Source organism: Collinsella aerofaciens (assembly GCF_015553355.1).
GTDB lineage: Bacteria > Actinomycetota > Coriobacteriia > Coriobacteriales > Coriobacteriaceae > Collinsella > Collinsella aerofaciens_V.
Genome location: NZ_JADNGN010000029.1, coordinates 13,340 through 30,563, shown reverse-complemented (window position 1 = coordinate 30,563; position 17,224 = coordinate 13,340). Strand labels below are relative to the sequence as shown.

16 protein-coding genes and 1 riboswitch are annotated in these 17,224 nt (G+C 59.4%); of the genes, 8 read left to right on the top strand and 8 right to left on the bottom strand.

Annotation, left to right across the window (positions count from 1 at the left end; all coding sequences use genetic code 11):
- Positions 1-155: 155 nt before the first annotated feature.
- The gene (locus I2D57_RS07620) at positions 156-452 is read right to left on the bottom strand and encodes an EAL domain-containing protein (RefSeq protein WP_195362044.1); all 297 of its coding nucleotides are present in this window, start codon (positions 450-452) and stop codon (positions 156-158) included.
- Positions 453-580: 128 nt separating this feature from the next.
- On the opposite strand from I2D57_RS07620, the gene I2D57_RS07615 reads away from it, so the two are divergent.
- A complete protein-coding gene (locus I2D57_RS07615; protein ID WP_195362043.1) occupies positions 581-1,450 on the top strand; it encodes a patatin-like phospholipase family protein in 870 nt (289 codons plus the stop codon).
- Between the two features lie 297 nt (positions 1,451-1,747).
- Here I2D57_RS07615 and I2D57_RS07610 read toward each other — a convergent pair whose 3' ends face one another.
- From I2D57_RS07610 to thiM, 3 genes are read right to left on the bottom strand one after another with little or no spacing between them, the layout of a single operon-like run.
- Positions 1,748-2,443, bottom strand: a complete 696-nt coding sequence (locus tag I2D57_RS07610; protein ID WP_195362042.1) for a thiamine phosphate synthase — start codon at positions 2,441-2,443, stop codon at positions 1,748-1,750.
- Positions 2,440-2,781 (bottom strand): thiamine-binding protein, encoded by a 342-nt coding sequence (locus I2D57_RS07605; RefSeq protein WP_229055688.1) that lies wholly within the window; start codon positions 2,779-2,781, stop codon positions 2,440-2,442. The genes I2D57_RS07610 and I2D57_RS07605 overlap by 4 nt, the downstream gene beginning before the upstream one ends.
- 3 nt (positions 2,782-2,784) lie before the next feature.
- Complete coding sequence (thiM, locus tag I2D57_RS07600) at positions 2,785-3,624, bottom strand: hydroxyethylthiazole kinase (RefSeq protein WP_271745575.1); 840 nt, start codon at positions 3,622-3,624, stop codon at positions 2,785-2,787.
- 51 nt (positions 3,625-3,675) lie between these two features.
- Positions 3,676-3,786: riboswitch (TPP riboswitch) on the bottom strand.
- Between the two features lie 160 nt (positions 3,787-3,946).
- On the opposite strand from thiM, the gene I2D57_RS07595 reads away from it, so the two are divergent.
- The 3 genes from I2D57_RS07595 to I2D57_RS07585 all read left to right on the top strand — a co-directional run bounded on the left by I2D57_RS07595 (position 3,947) and on the right by I2D57_RS07585 (position 7,051).
- Positions 3,947-4,855, top strand: coding sequence for an HAD-IIB family hydrolase (locus I2D57_RS07595; RefSeq protein WP_040358674.1), 909 nt, complete (start codon positions 3,947-3,949; stop codon positions 4,853-4,855).
- 10 nt (positions 4,856-4,865) lie between these two features.
- Positions 4,866-5,762, top strand: a complete 897-nt coding sequence (locus I2D57_RS07590; RefSeq protein ID WP_195362041.1) for a LysR family transcriptional regulator — start codon at positions 4,866-4,868, stop codon at positions 5,760-5,762.
- A 155-nt stretch (positions 5,763-5,917) separates the two neighbouring features.
- A complete protein-coding gene (locus I2D57_RS07585; protein WP_229055687.1) occupies positions 5,918-7,051 on the top strand; it encodes a 5-methyltetrahydropteroyltriglutamate--homocysteine S-methyltransferase in 1,134 nt (377 codons plus the stop codon).
- A gap of 238 nt (positions 7,052-7,289) precedes the next feature.
- On the opposite strand, the gene I2D57_RS07580 is transcribed toward I2D57_RS07585, so the two are convergent.
- Together I2D57_RS07580 and I2D57_RS07575 are read right to left on the bottom strand one after the other, a co-directional pair.
- Positions 7,290-7,955, bottom strand: coding sequence for an alpha/beta hydrolase (locus I2D57_RS07580; RefSeq protein ID WP_055286629.1), 666 nt, complete (start codon positions 7,953-7,955; stop codon positions 7,290-7,292).
- A 137-nt stretch (positions 7,956-8,092) separates the two neighbouring features.
- The gene (locus I2D57_RS07575; protein WP_022094378.1) at positions 8,093-9,403 is read right to left on the bottom strand and encodes an NCS2 family permease; all 1,311 of its coding nucleotides are present in this window, start codon (positions 9,401-9,403) and stop codon (positions 8,093-8,095) included.
- A 193-nt stretch (positions 9,404-9,596) separates the two neighbouring features.
- On the opposite strand from I2D57_RS07575, the gene I2D57_RS07570 reads away from it, so the two are divergent.
- The gene (locus I2D57_RS07570) at positions 9,597-10,016 is read left to right on the top strand and encodes a peptide deformylase (RefSeq protein ID WP_035137017.1); all 420 of its coding nucleotides are present in this window, start codon (positions 9,597-9,599) and stop codon (positions 10,014-10,016) included.
- Between the two features lie 131 nt (positions 10,017-10,147).
- Entirely contained in the window at positions 10,148-11,113 is a 966-nt protein-coding gene (gene bsh, locus I2D57_RS07565) for a choloylglycine hydrolase (protein WP_195362039.1), read from the top strand.
- A 79-nt stretch (positions 11,114-11,192) separates the two neighbouring features.
- On the opposite strand, the gene I2D57_RS07560 is transcribed toward bsh, so the two are convergent.
- Together I2D57_RS07560 and I2D57_RS07555 are read right to left on the bottom strand one after the other, a co-directional pair.
- Positions 11,193-13,442 (bottom strand): KUP/HAK/KT family potassium transporter, encoded by a 2,250-nt coding sequence (locus tag I2D57_RS07560; RefSeq protein WP_195362038.1) that lies wholly within the window; start codon positions 13,440-13,442, stop codon positions 11,193-11,195.
- Between the two features lie 139 nt (positions 13,443-13,581).
- On the bottom strand, positions 13,582-14,493 hold the full coding sequence (locus I2D57_RS07555; RefSeq protein ID WP_195362037.1) for a DMT family transporter: 912 nt from the start codon (positions 14,491-14,493) through the stop codon (positions 13,582-13,584).
- Positions 14,494-14,611: 118 nt separating this feature from the next.
- On the opposite strand from I2D57_RS07555, the gene I2D57_RS07550 reads away from it, so the two are divergent.
- Entirely contained in the window at positions 14,612-15,469 is an 858-nt protein-coding gene (locus I2D57_RS07550) for a LysR family transcriptional regulator (RefSeq protein WP_271748808.1), read from the top strand.
- A 202-nt stretch (positions 15,470-15,671) separates the two neighbouring features.
- Positions 15,672-17,153, top strand: coding sequence for an aminotransferase class I/II-fold pyridoxal phosphate-dependent enzyme (locus I2D57_RS07545; protein ID WP_324249217.1), 1,482 nt, complete (start codon positions 15,672-15,674; stop codon positions 17,151-17,153).
- Positions 17,154-17,224: the final 71 nt, after the last annotated feature.

Here is a 17,224-nt window from a genome sequence, read left to right as displayed (position 1 = left end):
GTGTTGGCTAAAATGGGTCGGCCGGGATTGGTCAATCTCGGCCGACTATATTTGGCTAAAATAATCCGACGCTAACATCGGTTTGAATTGGGGATATAAGTTAACTAATGGAGGCAAATTCCCCCTTCGGCGGTGGTGTTTTGCGCGCGAGCGTATCAGTTGTTATTGCCACCATCGAGCAATGCCTCAAAATCCTTCGCTGGCATGGGGCGGTAGTAGAGGAAGCCCTGGGCGTCGCGGGCACCCATTTGCCGTAGCACGTTCGCCTGCTCATTTGTCTCGACGCCTTCGACCACGACGGGCAGATGGAGCGAATGCGCCATCTCGAGCATCGATGAAATGATTTGCGTGCTGCGGCCATGATCGCCGTCGACGGGCGCAATCTGCCAAATGTGCTTGTCGAGCGTCACCATAAAGCCGCGTTCCTCGAGTGCGGGGATATGGGTGCACATGCTGTGGACGGCTATTATTCGACAGGCGGTAGCGCGACGATGCGATGTTCGATGAAAATGCGACTGAGACGATATATGTTGACGGGTATACTTGTCCCGGTTTAAAACGCAGGAACGGAGATGGTCGCATGGCACAGCCGGATACGACGCGCACGGTGGGGCTGGCACTCGAGGGAGGCGGCTACCGCGGTATGTATACGGCGGGCGTGCTCGACGTTTGGATGGAGCACGGTTTGACCTGCGACCATATGGTGGGTGTCTCGGCGGGCGCGGCGTTTGGCTACAACTTTAAATCGCGCCAGATCGGCCGCGCCATTCGCTACAACAAGGCCTATTGCGCCGATAAGCGCTATGCGGGTGTAGCAAGCTGGTTGCGAACCGGCGACATGTTCAATGCCGATTTTGCCTATCACGAGGTGCCTATCGAGCGCGATCCCATCGACTTGGAGGCGTATCGCGCCTGCCCCATGCGGTTTACGTGCGTGTGTACCGATATCGAGACGGGCAAGGCCGTCTATCACGACCTGCCCTATGGCGATGAGCGCGATATCGAGTGGATCCGGGCGTCGTCGGCAATTCCCGTGGCGACGCGTCCTGTCGCCATTGAGGACCGCAAGTACCTGGATGGCGGCGTGGCCGATTCCATTCCCAGCGCTTGGCTGTTTGCGCAGGGGTATGACCGCAATATCGTGGTACTCACGCAGCCGGCGGGCTTTGTGAAGCAGCCCAACAGCGTGATGCCCATGCTGCGGCGCGTGTTCCGTCACTATCCGGAGTTTGTCGCAGCGCTTGAGCACCGGCATGAGGTCTACAATGCCACGCTCGATGACCTGGCACGTCGCGAGGCTGCCGGCGAAATCTTTGTGGTACGGCCGAGCGAATCGGTGAAGGTGCCGTCGCTGTGCCGCGAACCGGATGAACTTGAGCGCATCTACCAGATCGGCCGTCACGATGCGGAGGCGACCTTGCCGGCGCTGGAAGCGTATCTGGCAGAGTAGAGCAAACTGCCGTGGACTCGGCGGAAAGCGCATCCCGGAATCGGCGCTAAAAATGGGATGAGGTTTCCGCGAGAGGCCCGTAGCGGAAAGCGCGCCCCGGAATCGGCATCCAAAACGGGATGCAGTTTCCCCGACGGCGGGTTTTGGAAACGGCGTCCCAGAATTTGCGCCTGGAATGGGATAGGGTTTCCCAACGGAGCCGCATGCGGAAAGCGCATCCCGGAATGGAGGTCCAAACCGGGATGCGCTTTCCATTGCTGAAGATATGAGGCCGCGAATCAGTTGCTCGGCCTGAGCCTATGCCTGCTGCCAGGTGTCGACAAGCTCCTTGGCCGCGGCGTAGGGGTCATCGGCGCTGCAGACGGCGCTCACCACAAAGAAGCCGTTGACGCCGGTGGCCTTGAGCTGCGGCAAGTCGGCTGTCTTGACGCCACCGCCCACCACGATGGGCACGGGGCTTGCCGCGTGGAGGGCGGCCAGGTCCTCAAAGCTCTTGGTGATGATAGAGCCGTCGGCCGCGCGTCCGCAATCGCGCTTGGTCTTGGTCTCGTGGAGCGGGCCGATGCCCAGGTAGTCGACCAGGCTCATGTCGGCGGTCTTGACGTACTCGAGCATCTCCTCGCAGCGTGCCGAAAGGCCCACGATGGCATCGGGGCCCAGAAGTTTGCGGCAGACCTCGACGGGAATATCGCTCTGACCCACGTGCACGCCGTCGACGGCGATGCCCTGCTCGCGCGCGGCAAGCACGCAGTCCAGACGGTCGTCGATCAGCAGGGCGACCTGACCGGTCTTGCCGGCCTGTGCGATTGCCTGTGCGGCATCGCCGGTCAGCGCAATGATCTCGCGGGCGCTTGCCATCTTGGAGCGCACCTGGATGCAGGTAAAGCCGGCGTCGAGTGCCTGGGCCACCACATCGCCCACGGGGCGTCCGAGCGTGTTTTCGGGGCCGAGTACCAGATAGGCCGAGATATCAAGGTTGTCGCGGATGCTCATCGTGCTTCCTCCTGCTTTTTGATCTGTGCTTCCATGCGCTCGAGCTTGCCGGTCATGGTGTCGGTAAATCCGGGCCGAATATCGGCTTTGAGCACGACTTCGGTGCGGATGCCCTTGCTCGCCAACACAAAGGTTGCGTCGCGCACGACATGCATGACCTCGTCCCAGTCGCCCTCGATCTCGGTGAACATCGAGGTGGTGCGGTTGGGAAGGCCGCTCTCGCGAATGACGCGCACGACCTCGGCGACCTCGGCGGACAGCTCGTCGCCGGTGCCGCACGGGGCGATGGCGACGGCGACGAGCGTGTTCATGCCGGTATTGGTTGCGGGATCGGACATGGCCTATGCCTCCTCGAGCTCGAGTCGGTTGTCGGCAATGTCTTGGGCGGTCGCGCGGTAGAGTTCGTCGATAAAGGCGACCTTAAAGCTTGCCGGGGCATCGGCGACAGCGGCGGCACGCGTGCCGGCAACGTTGTAGACGGCGGTGCCGCAGATGGCTGCCGTAAACGGGTCGGCGGCACAGGCGTACACGGCCAGCACGCCTCCCTGCGAGCAGCCGCAGCCGGTGATTTTGGACATGAGCGGGCTGCCGCCGTGGGACTTGGCCACGGTTGTGCCGTCGGTTATCAGGTCGACTTCGCCCGAGACCACAACGGCGCCGCCGGTGTAGCGGGCGAGCGCCACGGCGGCATCGCGGGCGGCGTCTACCGTGTCGGTGGTATCGACACCGCGTACACGGCTCAGATCAGCTGCCTCGCCCTCAAGACCCCACAGGCCGGCGAGTGCGATGATCTCGGAGGCGTTGCCGCGCACGATAGCGGGCTTGTACTGCTTGAGCTCGTTTACCAACTGGGTGCGCAGGCTGCCGATGCCCAAGCCCACTGGATCGAGCACCCAGGGCTTGCCGGCGTCGTGTGCCGCCTTGGCCGCGCGGGGAATTGTCTGCTCGTAGATGGGGAAGAGCGTGCCCATATTGAGATAGATGGCGCCGCCGCCGGCAACGAGTGCCTCGCCCTCGTCGGGCAGATAGACCATGGCGGCCGATCCGCCCACGGCGAGCTGCGCGTTGGCGACAAAGTCGATCGTCACCGTGTTGGTGATGGAGCCGGCCATCGGATTGGTGGCGCGAATCTCCTCTACGGCCTTGACCATATGTTGTTTAAGCTGTTCCGAATCAATCACTGCACATGCCTCCTTGGCATAGAAAAGGGGCGCTGTGCATAGACAGCGCCCCTGTAAAGGCGGCATGCTCCCTACGCCAGCATTAACTGACAGGTTCAAAGGATTGGGCCCCATGCCCTCTCAGCCTTGTGGCTTGCACCGCCGGCACTCCCGCATCGAATCTGTTGCTCCCTATACTAGCGCACCTGCCAAATAGGGACAGGTTTATTTTGGTAGGTGGCAACAGGGGCGTTGCATTTTCCCAGATAAAACCTGGCAAAATAAACCTGTCCCTTATTGGCAGGTCGTTACAATGGTTACGGTGAAAATGACGGGGGGCTCTATGATCAAACTTGTGCTGACCGATATGGACGATACGCTGATTCCGGCTGGACATGACGGTGTCAGCGACTACGCCATTGAGGGTATTCATGCCATGCAGGCGGCGGGTCTGCACTTTGGTCCGGTTTCGGGTCGTCAGCCGTCCGCGATGGGCTGGATGTTCAAAAATCGTTCCGAGTGCTTTTCGACTGGCGCGTTCTGTAACGGCCAGGTGATGTTTGTCGACGGCGAAGTAGTCGCCTCGCGCGCAATCGACAACGATGCCCTGATGCGTTTGGCTGACTATCTGGAGCAAGAGACCGACGATACATTTCTAAAAGTCTATAGCCTGGGCGATGACTTTTGGGGCAACGATGCCTACTGCGTGACGAGCGATCCCGAGCGTGTGTGTCGCGCTATGGAGTCGGGCGGCAATGCGTGGCTCAAAGGCGAAGAGGCTCCGTGCCGTCCCGTCGTCGATGATGCGACGGTGTTTAAGGCGAATATCTGGAGTGCCCGTTCGCGTGAGGAGCTCGCGGAGTTACGCGAGCGCGTTGCCGCTGAGGTGCCGGAAATCTCGCTTGTGTTTCCCAACAACCGCGTGCGCCTGTTTGACATCCTTCCGGCTGGGTGGGACAAGGGCTGCGCTGCGCTGGAGCTGGCGCGCGCTATGGGCATGACGCCCGACGAGGTGGCCGTATTTGGCGATTCCGATAACGATTTGCCCATGATCGATGCCGTTCCCAACTCCGTTGCAGTCGCTAATGCCAACGAGGTCGTCACGGCGGCGGCGCGCTGGCATATCGGCGCTGCGGCAGATGATGCGGTCGCCGGGGCTCTGCATCAGATTGCCGCCTGCGCCGCGACGGGGGAGATGCCGTCGTTTATGCGCCAGGTGGACGCGGCGGGTCTTGGCGCCACGAACGTCTAGGGAGAACGTCATGAAGCTTCAGCAGCTCAGGTATGTTGTTAAGGTTGCCGAATGCGGCAGCATCACCGAGGCCTCGCGCCGGCTCTTTGTGTCGCAGCCTTCGATTACCGCGTCGATCCGCGATCTCGAAAACGAGATGGGTGTGCACATCTTTGAGCGCACCAACAAGGGCGTCATTGTGTCCGAGGAAGGCGAGACCTTCTTGGGCTACGCGCGTCAGGTACTCGACCAGGCCGACCTACTCGAGGGCAAGTACAAGGGCGCATCCGAGCAGGTGCCGCACTTTAGTGTGAGCTGCCAGCATTATTCCTTTGCCGTTAACGCGTTTGTCGATGTAATCCGCGAGTTCGATGCCGCGCGTTACGACTTTACCCTGCGCGAGGAGCAGACCCACGAGATTATCGAGGATGTCGCGCATATGAAAAGCGAACTGGGCATCCTGTACTTATCCGAGCATAACCGCGAGGTCATCGAGCGCATGCTGGCGGCCAACGAGCTCGTGTTCGAAGGACTCTTCTGCGCCACGCCGCATGTCTTCGTCTGCGCCGACCATCCGCTGGCGGACCGCTCCAGCGTGACGCTCGAGGATCTGGAAGACTACCCGTTCCTGTCCTACGAGCAGGGCAGCTACAACTCGTTTTACTATTCCGAGGAGCTGACCTCGACGTTCGAGCGTCGCAAAAATATCCGCGTGCGCGACCGTGCGACGTTGTTCAATTTGGCCATGGGCCTCAACGGCTACACGGTATGCTCGGGCGTGATCAGCCACGAGCTCAACGGCCCCGGCATTATCTCGATTCCGCTCGACGTGGACGAGTACATGGAGATTGGCATCATCACGCGCAAGAACACGACGCTCACGCGCTACGGTCGGGCCTATATCGACGCGATTCGTCAGCATATCTAGGCTGCTGTGCTCCGCACGGTTCAAGTCTCTTTATGACAGTCCAGACTGATATAGGAAGCATCTATATCAAACTGTTATAAACGTATATTTTACGATGGTCATATGAGCGCCCATACTCTGTCTCGATAAAGCAACCAATGCAAAGGGAGATATCTATGAGCACTTCGATTCAACCGAACGCGCCGTTTCGCGCCGATATCGTCGGCAGTTTTCTTCGTCCGCAGGCCGTGAAGGACGCCCGTGCCGCCTACGCCGCGGGCAAACTCGACGCCGCCGGTCTTAAGGCCGTCGAGGATGAGGCCATTCGCGACCTGGTGGACAAGCAAAAGGCCGCCGGCCTGCAGGTGATTACCGATGGCGAGTTTCGCCGCAGCTACTGGCACCTCGACTTTATGTGGGGACTCAACGGCATTGAACGCCGTGCCTCACGTACGGGCTATATGTTCCACGACGAGGAGACCACGGCCGATACCGCCGTGGTGACCGGTCCCATTAGCGGCGAGAACCACCCGTTCGTCGAGCACTTTAAGTTTTTCAAGGCGCTTGAGGGAGAGGGCCAGGTCGCACGCCAGACCATCCCGGCGCCTATCCAGACGTTCTCTGAGGTTACGCTCGATCGCTGCGACGGCCAGCAGGAGAGCCTGCGTGCCGTCTATAAGACCGATGAGGAACTTGCCGGCGCCATTGCAGCCGCTTATCGCACGGTGATCGCCGACCTGTACGCAGCAGGCTGCCGCAACATCCAGTTTGACGACTGCACCTGGGGCATCTACTGCGATACCGATTTTGTCGCCAAAACCGGCATGAGCCCGGTCGACCTGCAAAAGGTAAGCGAGTTGGGCGTGGCGCTCAACAACGCTGCCATCGAGGGCAAGCCCGACGATCTGGTCATCAACACGCATGTGTGCCGCGGCAACTACCACTCCACCTATGCCTTTGAGGGCGGTTACGATCCCATCGCGCCGTACCTGTTTGCACATGAGGATGTCGATGCGTTCTATCTGGAGTTCGACACGCCGCGCGCCGGCGGTTTTGAGCCGCTCAAGTACGTTGCCCCGGGCAAGAAGGTCGTGCTGGGTTTGGTAACCACCAAGGCGGCAGAGCTTGAGGACGAAGACGTTATCGTCGAACGTATCCATGAGGCCGCAAAGTACGTGCCGCTCGAGAACCTGTACCTGTCGCCCCAGTGCGGCTTTGCCAGCTGCGAGATTGGCAACAAGCTGACCGAGGACGAACAGTGGGCAAAGATCGCGCTGGTCAAGCGCATTGCTGAGCGCGTTTGGAAGTAACGTTACCGTTTGCAGGTGACGGCGCGCGCGAGACATGGCGTATCACGTACAATGGTTCGGATCGTATCGTTCGGGCAGGTTATCTGATATGCCTGATCGCCCTTCCATCATGAAAGGACTTCCATGTCCCAATCCTCGACGCCCGCCGTATCTGAACTCGAGGAGACTGTCGAATAGTAGTTGTGTTCAGCTAAATCAAAAAATGGCGTCCATGCGTATGTACGCGTGGACGCCATTTTTAATGCGTCAGTATCCAGTGGATGCCGCGCGCCATGCGCAGGTCAGTTTGGGCAAAGTGGTTGCCGGGGTTGAGCTCCAGCGTTGTTGGAATGTCATGCTCGATAAACAGCTCTTCCATCGCACGCGTATCGTCGAGTACGTGCCGCATCATGCGGTTGGGCGTCTTGGTTTCCTTTTTACCGAGCGACAGATAGGCGGCGTCGGGCGTGGCTGTCATCGTGCGCTCTCGCGCGTAGTCGATAAAGCCGGGGAACCACAGCGACCCTGATGCACTTGCCGCGCGCTCAAAGACATCTGTTTGCCAAAGTGCCCACAGGGAAAAAAGACCCGCCAACGAGTAGCCGGCAATGCCGCGCCAGGTGGGCGGGCAGGGAAGTGATGATTCGGCCTCTGGGATTATCTGATTCAGCAGTTCATCGAGAAACTCAGACGCCTGTCCGCCAAAGGACTCGGCATCTCGTATAGTTCCCTCACATTCCCAGGGGCTCAGCTCGCGATTCCAATCGAGCCCTCCAATGGCGACAAGGGTGAATGGCGGGCAGTCGAGCTCTCGGCAGCGCTCGTAGACTTCACTACCGTCGCCCATAACCACGGGGAGGTAGATGACGGGCGCGCCTTCCACACACTCTGAATAAACGGTTATCTGCTTATGATGCGCTTCCAAGGCAGGCTTCTCTCGGTGTTGTGATATTGACAGCCTCAATTGTCGCACGCTGGCACGGGGGCAGACGCTAAAAGAAAGGCGCGGAGCCGCTCGATGCGATTCCGCGCCTTGTTGTTTTGCTTTAGCAGGCTATGCCGCTACGCTACAAAGAAGTAGACGAGGAAGGCGAGGGCTGCGATCCACATGAGCGGCTTGATCTTGGAAGCCTCGCCCTTAAAGAGCGCGACGACTACGTAGGCGATAAAGCCCAGACCGATGCCGGCAGAGATGGAGTAGGTGAAGGGCACGCCGGCGACAATCATGAACGCCGGGAAACCCTGCGATACGTCGGACCAGTCAATCTCGGAGGCCTCGCTCATCATGAGGTAGCCGACGTAGACCAGAGCACCGCAGGTGGCGGCGCTGGAAACGATGGTGACGATGGGGGAGAAGAACGCGGCGAGAATGAACAGCACGCCGGTGGTGACGGAGGTGAGGCCCGTGCGGCCACCGTCGGCAGCACCAGAGGTGGACTCGACGAAGGTGGTGATGGAGGAGACGCCCATGAAACCGCCCACAGCAGCGGCGGCGGAGTCGACGATCAGAATCTCCTTGATATTCTCGACGTTGCCGTCGTCGGTGAGGAACTCGCCCTGCTTGGCCACGGCCATCGCGGTGCCCATGGTGTCGAAGAAGTCACTCATGAGCAGCGAGAACGAGATGACGAGGAGCGCGGGGTCGGTAAGGACCTTGACGATGGCAGGCACGCCGCCGGCGTCGGCGATGGGGCCACCGATGCTCGAGAAATCGAGCGGGGCGATGATACCGGTCGGAGCCTGGGTCACACCTAGGGGGATACCGGCGATGACGGCGACGACGATGCCGATGAGCAGCGAGCCGGGGACGTTGCGGCAGGCGAGGGCGACTGTCACCAGGATGGAGATGATGCCGACGATGAAGGTGGGGGAGGTGATGTCGCCCAGACCGACGAGTGTACCGGCGCCAGCGGTGATAATGCCGGCATCGCACAGGCCAATCATGGCGATGAACAGGCCCAGACCCACCGAGATGGCGTGACGCAGGACAACCGGGATGGCGTCCATGATGGCCTCGCGCAGGCCACAAAGCACGAGCAGCAAGATGACGACGCCCTCAAGGAAGATGACGCTCATGGCCACGTGCCAGTCACCGCCGCAGACGGTGGTGGTGATTCCAGCGATCATCGCGTTGACGCCTAAGCCCGACGCGCAGGCGAGCGGGCGGTTGGCGAAGATGCCCATGCAGATGGTCATGATGCCGGCGCCCAGGCAGGTGGCGCAGGCGAGCGCTCCCGCATCGATGCCGGCGCCCGAGAGCACCGCAGGGTTGACGGCGATGATGTAGGCCATCGCCAGGAATGTTGTCAGTCCAGCGCGAAGTTCGGTCCCGATTGTGGACTTGCGCTCACTGACGTGAAAAAGTTCGTCCATGCATACCCTTTCCTTGTTCGGCCCCGAGTTTAGGCCGATTGACACGAACTCAACTACTATATCGCCTTTGAAAGGTTGATGTTCCTCGCATGTTGATGTTCGGCGCTTTGTAGCAGACGGACGGTATTTTTCGCATGAAAATGTGTGGGTACCGTATACTTAAGCAGTTACAACGACCCCTATGGAGGAACGTATGATTAAAGAGCTCTGCCACGACGAGGCTATTCTGTCCCAGCGTTGCGAGGTCGCGACCGTCGAGGACGAGTCGGTGGCACAGGACCTGATCGATACCATCAAGTCGCTCGACGATGCCGGCTGCCTTGCCGCCAACCAGATCGGCGTCACCAAGAAGGTCTGCGTCTATCTGGACGACGCCGGCGAGCCCCATGTGCTCTACAACCCCCGTCTGGTGTTTGGCCTGGGTGCCAGCAAGATGGAGGAGAGCTGCCTGACGCACGAGGAGGTCACCAAGTCCACGCGCTATATCAAGTGCAAGGTTGCCTTTGACCAGATTGTCGACGGCAAGATGAAGGAGTGCCGCCGCGACTACGCGGGCTTTGAGGCACAGATGATCCAGCATATGATCGATCACTGTCTTGGAAAGTTGGTCTAAGGGGACCAAAGCACCGCACTTCGTCTCTTTTGGCCCGGGCATGACATTGTTGTCATGTCCGGGCTTTTGTGTTTAGCGCCTTTTTGTTTGGAGACAATGAAATTAGCAAGAACGTAAAGCTAGGAGGCGCTATGTGTACGAGTATTCGATTTACCGATAATTCTGGCCACATGTATCTGGGCCGCAATCTCGACTGGAGCTTTGACTACGGCCAACAGGTTCGCGTGATGCCGCGCGGGTTTCACATTCCGTATTCGTTTATCGACGACGCGACAGCGGCGCACGCGGTGATCGGTATGTGCATCGATTACAGGAACTACCCTATGTTCTTCGATTGCGGCAACGATGCGGGCCTCGCCGTGGCGGGTCTCAATTTCCCGGGTTATGCCGAGTATGCCAAGGGCCCTGTCGACGGCAAGACCAATATCGCGGCCTATGAGTTTCCCCTGTGGGTGGCAGCGACGTTCTCGACGGTCGATGAGGTCGAGGCCGCGCTGCGCGACACGGTGATTGTCGCCAAATCTGCCGGAGAGGGGCTGGGCGTGTCACTGCTCCATTGGATTATCGGCGACAGCCAGCGCAGCATCGTGGTCGAGATGATGGCTGACGGCCTGCATGTATACGACGATCCGGTCGACACCCTTGCCAATCAGCCGACCTTCCCGTGGCATATGGAAAACCTACGCACCTATATCACCGCCACAAGCGATTTTCCGCAGACGGCGACATGGCGTGGCGCCGAGCTCAAGCCCTATGGAGCCGGTGCCGGCATGCGCGGCATTCCGGGCGATTGCTATTCGCCGAGCCGTTTTGTAAAGGCGGCGTACCTCAATGCCAATTACCCGCAAAAGGAGAGCGAGACCGAAAACGTCGTTCGCATGTTCCGCTCGCTCGAGGGCGTGGTGATGATCGAGGGAGCGTCCAGGATGGGCGATGGCAAGTTCGAGAAGACTATCTACACCGGATGCTTTAGCGCGCGCACGGGCAATTATTACTACGCGATGTATGGGGATCCGTCGATTCGCTACGTGAGCCTGATGGATGCCGAGGGCGCGAGCCCCGATAGGCTCGTGGTTCCCGAGCCGCGTCGTTCGTAGCCGATAGCTTTACCGCAATGCAAAGCGGCCCTGCATCTCCCGTGAGGTGCAGGGCCGCTGTCGTTGATTTGTGACGTCGCTAGAAGTTGGCGTCGTTGAGTTGTTCGTTCTCGAGGCCGTCGAGCTGTTGCTGTTCGGGCGTATCGGCGACGCTCTCGAGCAACTCGGTGGGATCGACGTTCATGTCCTTACCGGCTTCGTTGCCGTTGACCAAGTCGTCCGAGAAGATGTCGACTTCCATTTCCTCGGCCTCTTCGATCTGAACCTCGAGCGGCACCTGGGTGCGCACGAGCTTAACGGCCGGGCGCATGCGGGCAAACAGCGGCACGTACTCGATGATGATGGCCGAGTTCTCAAGACCGTACCAGCGTGCCGGGCTTCCGCAGGCGCGGCGGACGGCGTACTTGATGGCCATCACGCGGTGGTCATTGCGGTTGATGTCCGTTTCGGGGGCAAGCATCTTGCGCAGCATACAAAAGCGGAAGTCACCCACGTTGCCGCGTGTCTCGTAGATGGAGTAGGTGTGATGTTGCGGCGGCAGCTCGCCCGATGCCATCAAGTCGCCGACGATCTGACGCAGATAAGCGTTGACGCGCTGGTTGACTTTAAAGCCCAGGTCCAGGCGAACGCGGAAGAGGAAGTCCGTGCCAAAGGTCTCGACGGAATACTCGTGCGTATAGGGTTCGTCGGTAACGTGCACGTTAATGAACCAATATGCCTTGGCGCGCTTGGGATGCTTATCCAGGATGGAATAGAGCACGTCGCGGTCGAGTGTGAGCGGGTCGGGGCTGTTGGTGAGGAACACCAGATTGTCGGCGAGCACGGGGTAGGTCTCGTCGTTGCGCAGACGGTTGAGCTGGTCAATGTACTTGGAGACGGGCAGCAGAATCGTCTGCGTGCGCTCGATGGCGGTGCCGCGACGCCACACATACATAAGGCCAAACAGCAGTGCGGCCAGGAAGATCATGACGTAGCCGCCGTCAAAGAACATGGTGAGGCACGAAGCGAAGAAGCACAGTTCAATGGCACCAAAGAGCAGGGCAAAGACGCAGGCGCCCAGCTTGTGCTTGAGGATGCCGGCGATGTAGCTCGTCAAAAGCGTCGTGGTCATGAGCATGGTCACGGTAATGGCGAGGCCGTAGGCGCTCTCCATGCGCTCGGAGTTTTGGAACAGCAGCACGATGAAGATGCAGCCGACCCACATGATGTTGTTGACGAGCGGAATATAGAGCTGGCCCTTGGTGTCGCTGGGGTAGTGGATGCGCAGATGCGGCATAAGGTTGAGGCGCGTGGCTTCGGATACCAGCGAGAACGATCCGGTGATGAGCGCCTGCGAGGCGATGATGGCCGCCACGGCCGAAAGCACGATGGCAAAGGGGCGCAGGGGCTCGGGAAGCATCATATAGAACGGGTTGACGATATCCATCGCGAGCATCTGGGGGTTGGAGTTATTGGCGAGTAGCCAAGCTCCCTGACCCAGATAGTTGAGGATAAGGGCCGCCTTAACAAATGGCCAGGATGCATAGATGTTTGCCTTGCCAACGTGGCCCATGTCCGAGTAGAGCGCCTCGGCGCCGGTCGTCGACAGGAAGACGAAGCCGAGCACCATGATGCCCGAGTGGTTGATGGGCGAGAACAGGAACATGATGCCGCGGATGGGGTTGAGCGCGCGTAGGATGGACAGGTTGCCGAGCATGTTGAACAGGCCGGCGCCTGCCAGGAACAGGAACCACAGTGTCATGAGCGGGCCGAACAGCTTGCCGATCGACGAGGTACCGGCGCGCTGCATGGCAAATAGGCCGCAGATAATGATGATGGTAATAATGATGACGTTGGTTTGTCCGTCACCCAATAGCGCGTGGCCCCACTCGATAGTGCGCAGGCCCTCAATGGCCGTGGTAACCGTGACGGCGGGGGTGAGGATGCCGTCGGCGAGCAGCGCCGCGCCGCCGATCATGGCGGGAAGAATCAGCCAAGGCGCCACTTTGCGCACCAAGCTAAACAGGGCGAAGATGCCGCCCTCGTTATGGTTGTCGGCCTTCATGGCGATTACAACGTACTTGACCGTGGTCACGAGTGTCATGGTCCAGATGACGAGCGAAAGCGCGCCCAGAATCATGTCCTCGCTGACGGTGCCGATGCCGCCGTTGTTGGCGACGATTGATTTCATGGTGTACATGGGGCTTGTGCCGATGTCACCGTAGACGACGCCGAGCGTTACGAGCAGCATGCCAGCGGAGAGGGGAATGGCTCCATGCCCGCCTTGACTACGCTGGTCTTGGAGGCTTGCCTCCAGCTTGTTGTGTGCCACGTGGACTCCCTTGGACATCTGGCCTCTGCCACGAGCAGTAGACCTTTATGCCATCTTTATACATATAAGAGCAGTTTGGCACATCGGGGTGTTTTAGACAATAATCCCCATCTGAGGATTATTCATATACGCAGGTAGCATTTCAGAGCAGGGGCTATTAAGCACGTGCTGTCTGGGCGATGCCGGCCTTGATGTTTGCGCGTTTGCCGGCGAGTTCGCAAAAAATCGCGCCGCCGATGATAAGCGCGGCGCCCATCAGGCGGACCGGTGTTATGGTTTCGCCCAAAAGGACGGCCGAGAACACGACGGCCGAAAGCGGCTCAAGGTAGCCGACGACGGCGACGGTCTGCACAGGCAGTTTGGCGACGGCGCTAAAGTAGAGCAGGCAACCGATGCCGGTGTTGACGACGCCGAGCATAGCGACGGCGCGCCAATCGATGCCTGCGGCGATGCTGGGGGAGAAAAACGAGGGAGCGCCCTGCGTGATGAGCGTGAGGGCCAGTGCGGTCACAAAGGCGGCGCTCACCTGGAGCGTGGAGTTTTCGAGGCCTTCGATGTGTGGCGCGCCCTTGCTAGCGATGACCATCAGTGCATAGCAAAATGCCGAGGCGATGCCGCAGACGATGCCCGCAATGGGCATGTTGCCGCCTAAACCTTGCGCTGCAATGAGAAAAGCGCCGCAGGCGACGGCGATAAACCCGGCGATTTTGCCACCGGTCAGCTTTTCGCCAAAGATGAGCGGGGAGAGCGCCATGACAATGATAGGGCCGCAGTAGTACAGCAGCGAGGATATGCCGACGCCGATCGTCTGGTAGGCGCGGAATAGAAAAATCCAGCTGGCGCCCAGTGCGGCTCCCGAGAGGAGGAGGGCTGCGGCTTCGCGGGGGCGAGATGGCGCCTGCAACTTATGGCGTTGGGTGATGGCGAGGACGGTGACAAGCGAGAGTGCGCCCAAAAACGTGCGTAGTAGCACGATATCGGAGCTCGGCAGCGCGATGGCAGCGGCGATGATGCCGTTGGAACCAAACAATAGCAATGCTGCTAAGTACGTAAACAGTCCGTTGTTCATGCGCTGACATCCCCTCTATATCCGAGCATGTTCACTATGGGTGAACTGGCTTTAGAAGAAAAGCGAATATAATGCATGGATAGCATGAGAAAAACTCATGCAAAGGTGGAGGGGTGCCGTGGAAACGAATATTCAAAAGATGCAGGTGCTGCTCGAGACCGTACGCGCCGGCAGTTTTACGCGCGCCGCCGAGCGGCTAAGCTATTCGCAGTCGGGCGTGAGCCGTATGGTGGCCGATCTCGAGGCCGACTGGGGCTTTAAAGTGCTCGATAGAAGCCGCGAGGGCGTAGTGCTTTCTGCCGACGGGCGGCAGGTCATGCCGGCGGTCGAGGCGTTATGCGAAGAGTTTGGCCGTCTGCAGCGACGCGTGGACGAGATGCGAGGGCTCATGCGTGGCAAGATCTGTATCGGTACGTTTTCGAGTGTGGCGACCCATGTGTTGCCGCCGGTGATCGCGCGGTTTCGCGCCGATCACCCGGATGTCGATTACGAGCTGTTGATGGGTGATTACTCAGAGATTGAGCAATGGGTGGCGGAAGGCCGCTGCGACCTGGGCTTTATCCCGCGCGAGCCACGCGGCACCGGCATGGCGTCGCGGCCGTTGGTGCAAGACGAGCTGATGGCCGTGGTGCCAGCGGACTCCTCGCTTGCCACCGCGGAGGTCGTTTCCCTTGCCGATTTGGCAAACGAGCAGTTTATTCTGCTGGAACGCGGTAGCGACGACGAGATTACGCCGTTGTTTCGCCGCGCGGGCCTGGCGGTGCGTTCTAAGCTGTCGACCTGGGATGACTATGCGATTATGGCTATGGTCGAGGACGGCCTGGGCGTGAGCATTCTTCCGGCGCTCATCTTGCGGCGCTGCCAGTTCGATGTCGCCGTGCGTCCGCTCGAGGGGCATCCCCATCGGCAGATCAACGCCATATACCGCACCGCTGACGTTTCGCTCGCGGCCGCTCGATTCCTTGAATACCTCTAAACGTGTACACGTCATTGTCCGCTTTGGGACAATTCTCGGGGTTCGGTACATTTTCTTGTGAAATTGAACTTCCGGATAATGCGCCGCGCTATACTGCTGCCTAAATTGAACTCAGGTTCAATTCGTGTTCTATAAATTGAACTTTGCCAGCAAGGAGGTTCTAGTGGCCCAAGAGACGTTTAGCGATCGCCTGCGACAGACCATGTCCGATCGCGACGTTCGCCAGTCGGACGTAATCCGCGCATCGGAGATGCTCGGCAAAAAACTCGGCAAGAGTCAGATGAGCCAATATGTGAGCGGCAAGACGATCCCGCGGCGCGATGTGGCAGAGCTGCTCGCTCGCATTTTGGAGGTCGATGTTACCTGGCTGCTTGCCGGTGACGCCAATCAAGGCGAGACGTCATCTCCCCGTAACGCTGCCAAGTCCGAACCCCATCCCTCAGCTCAAATTCCAAGGAGCACCACCATGCGTACTTTTTCTAAATCCACCAAGCTCGATAACGTCCTGTATGACGTGCGCGGTCCCGTCGTCGACGAGGCTGCCCGTATGGAGGACGAGGGCGAGCGCATCCTCAAGCTCAATATCGGCAACCCGGCGCCCTTCGGTTTCCGCACGCCCGATGAGGTCATTAAGGACATGCGTCAGCAGCTGCCCGACTGCGAAGGTTATTCCAACTCGCGCGGTCTGTTCTCCGCGCGCAAGGCGATCATGCAGTATTCGCAGATCAAGGGCCTGCCCAACGTTCAGATGGAGCATATCTACACGGGCAACGGCGTGTCCGAGCTCATTCAGCTTTCGATGAACGCGCTGCTCGACAACGGCGACGAGATTCTGATCCCCAGCCCCGACTATCCGCTCTGGACGGCGTGCGCAACCCTTGCCGGTGGACATCCTGTGCACTATCTGTGTGATGAGCAGGCCGATTGGTATCCCGATCTGCAGGATATGGAGTCCAAGATCACGAGCGCGACCAAGGCCCTCGTCATCATCAACCCCAACAACCCCACGGGCTCCGTCTATCCGCGCGAGGTACTCGAGGGCATCGTCGAGGTTGCACGCAGGCATCAGCTGATGATCTTTGCCGATGAGATCTACGACCGCCTGTGCATGGACGGCTACGAGCACGTCTCGATTGCCTCGCTCGCTCCCGATCTGCCCTGCGTCACCTTTAGCGGCCTTTCCAAGTCGCACATGATCGCGGGCTATCGTATTGGCTGGATGGTGCTTTCGGGCAACCAGCGCTGCATGAGCGACTTTATCATGGGCATCAACATGCTCTCCAACATGCGCCTGTGCTCCAACGTGCCGGCTCAGTCGATCGTTCAGACGGCACTCGGTGGCCATCAGTCCGTTAACGACTACATCCGTCCCGGCGGCCGTGTCTACGAGCAGCGCAACTTTGTGTATGAGGCACTCAGCAAGATTGACGGCATCTCGGTGGTCAAGCCGCGCGCGGCGTTCTACATCTTCCCCAAGATGGATGTGAAGAAGTTCAACATCACCGATGACGAGCAGTTTGCCCTCGACCTGCTGCACGAGAAGAAGATCCTCATTACGCGCGGCGGCGGCTTTAACTGGGGCGAGCCCGACCACTTCCGTATCGTGTATCTGCCGCGCATGGAAGTGCTCAAAGAGTCGCTCGAAGACCTCGCCGACTTCTTCGATCATTACCGCCAGAGCTAGTGGGATAGAAGTTCCGCACTATGAAAAGCTCCCTGCAGTTGTTTTGCTGCAGGGAGCTTTCTTGAATCGGC

Coding starts and splice junctions, on each gene's coding strand:
- I2D57_RS07620 (WP_195362044.1), bottom strand. CDS start 452: ATGTGCACCCATATCCCCGCACTCGAGGAACGCGGCTTTATGGTGACG.
- I2D57_RS07615 (WP_195362043.1), top strand. CDS start 581: ATGGCACAGCCGGATACGACGCGCACGGTGGGGCTGGCACTCGAGGGA.
- I2D57_RS07610 (WP_195362042.1), bottom strand. CDS start 2,443: ATGAGCATCCGCGACAACCTTGATATCTCGGCCTATCTGGTACTCGGC.
- I2D57_RS07605 (WP_229055688.1), bottom strand. CDS start 2,781: ATGTCCGATCCCGCAACCAATACCGGCATGAACACGCTCGTCGCCGTC.
- I2D57_RS07595 (WP_040358674.1), top strand. CDS start 3,947: ATGATCAAACTTGTGCTGACCGATATGGACGATACGCTGATTCCGGCT.
- I2D57_RS07590 (WP_195362041.1), top strand. CDS start 4,866: ATGAAGCTTCAGCAGCTCAGGTATGTTGTTAAGGTTGCCGAATGCGGC.
- I2D57_RS07585 (WP_229055687.1), top strand. CDS start 5,918: ATGAGCACTTCGATTCAACCGAACGCGCCGTTTCGCGCCGATATCGTC.
- I2D57_RS07575 (WP_022094378.1), bottom strand. CDS start 9,403: ATGGACGAACTTTTTCACGTCAGTGAGCGCAAGTCCACAATCGGGACC.
- I2D57_RS07570 (WP_035137017.1), top strand. CDS start 9,597: ATGATTAAAGAGCTCTGCCACGACGAGGCTATTCTGTCCCAGCGTTGC.
- bsh (WP_195362039.1), top strand. CDS start 10,148: ATGTGTACGAGTATTCGATTTACCGATAATTCTGGCCACATGTATCTG.
- I2D57_RS07560 (WP_195362038.1), bottom strand. CDS start 13,442: ATGTCCAAGGGAGTCCACGTGGCACACAACAAGCTGGAGGCAAGCCTC.
- I2D57_RS07555 (WP_195362037.1), bottom strand. CDS start 14,493: ATGAACAACGGACTGTTTACGTACTTAGCAGCATTGCTATTGTTTGGT.
- I2D57_RS07545 (WP_324249217.1), top strand. CDS start 15,672: ATGTCCGATCGCGACGTTCGCCAGTCGGACGTAATCCGCGCATCGGAG.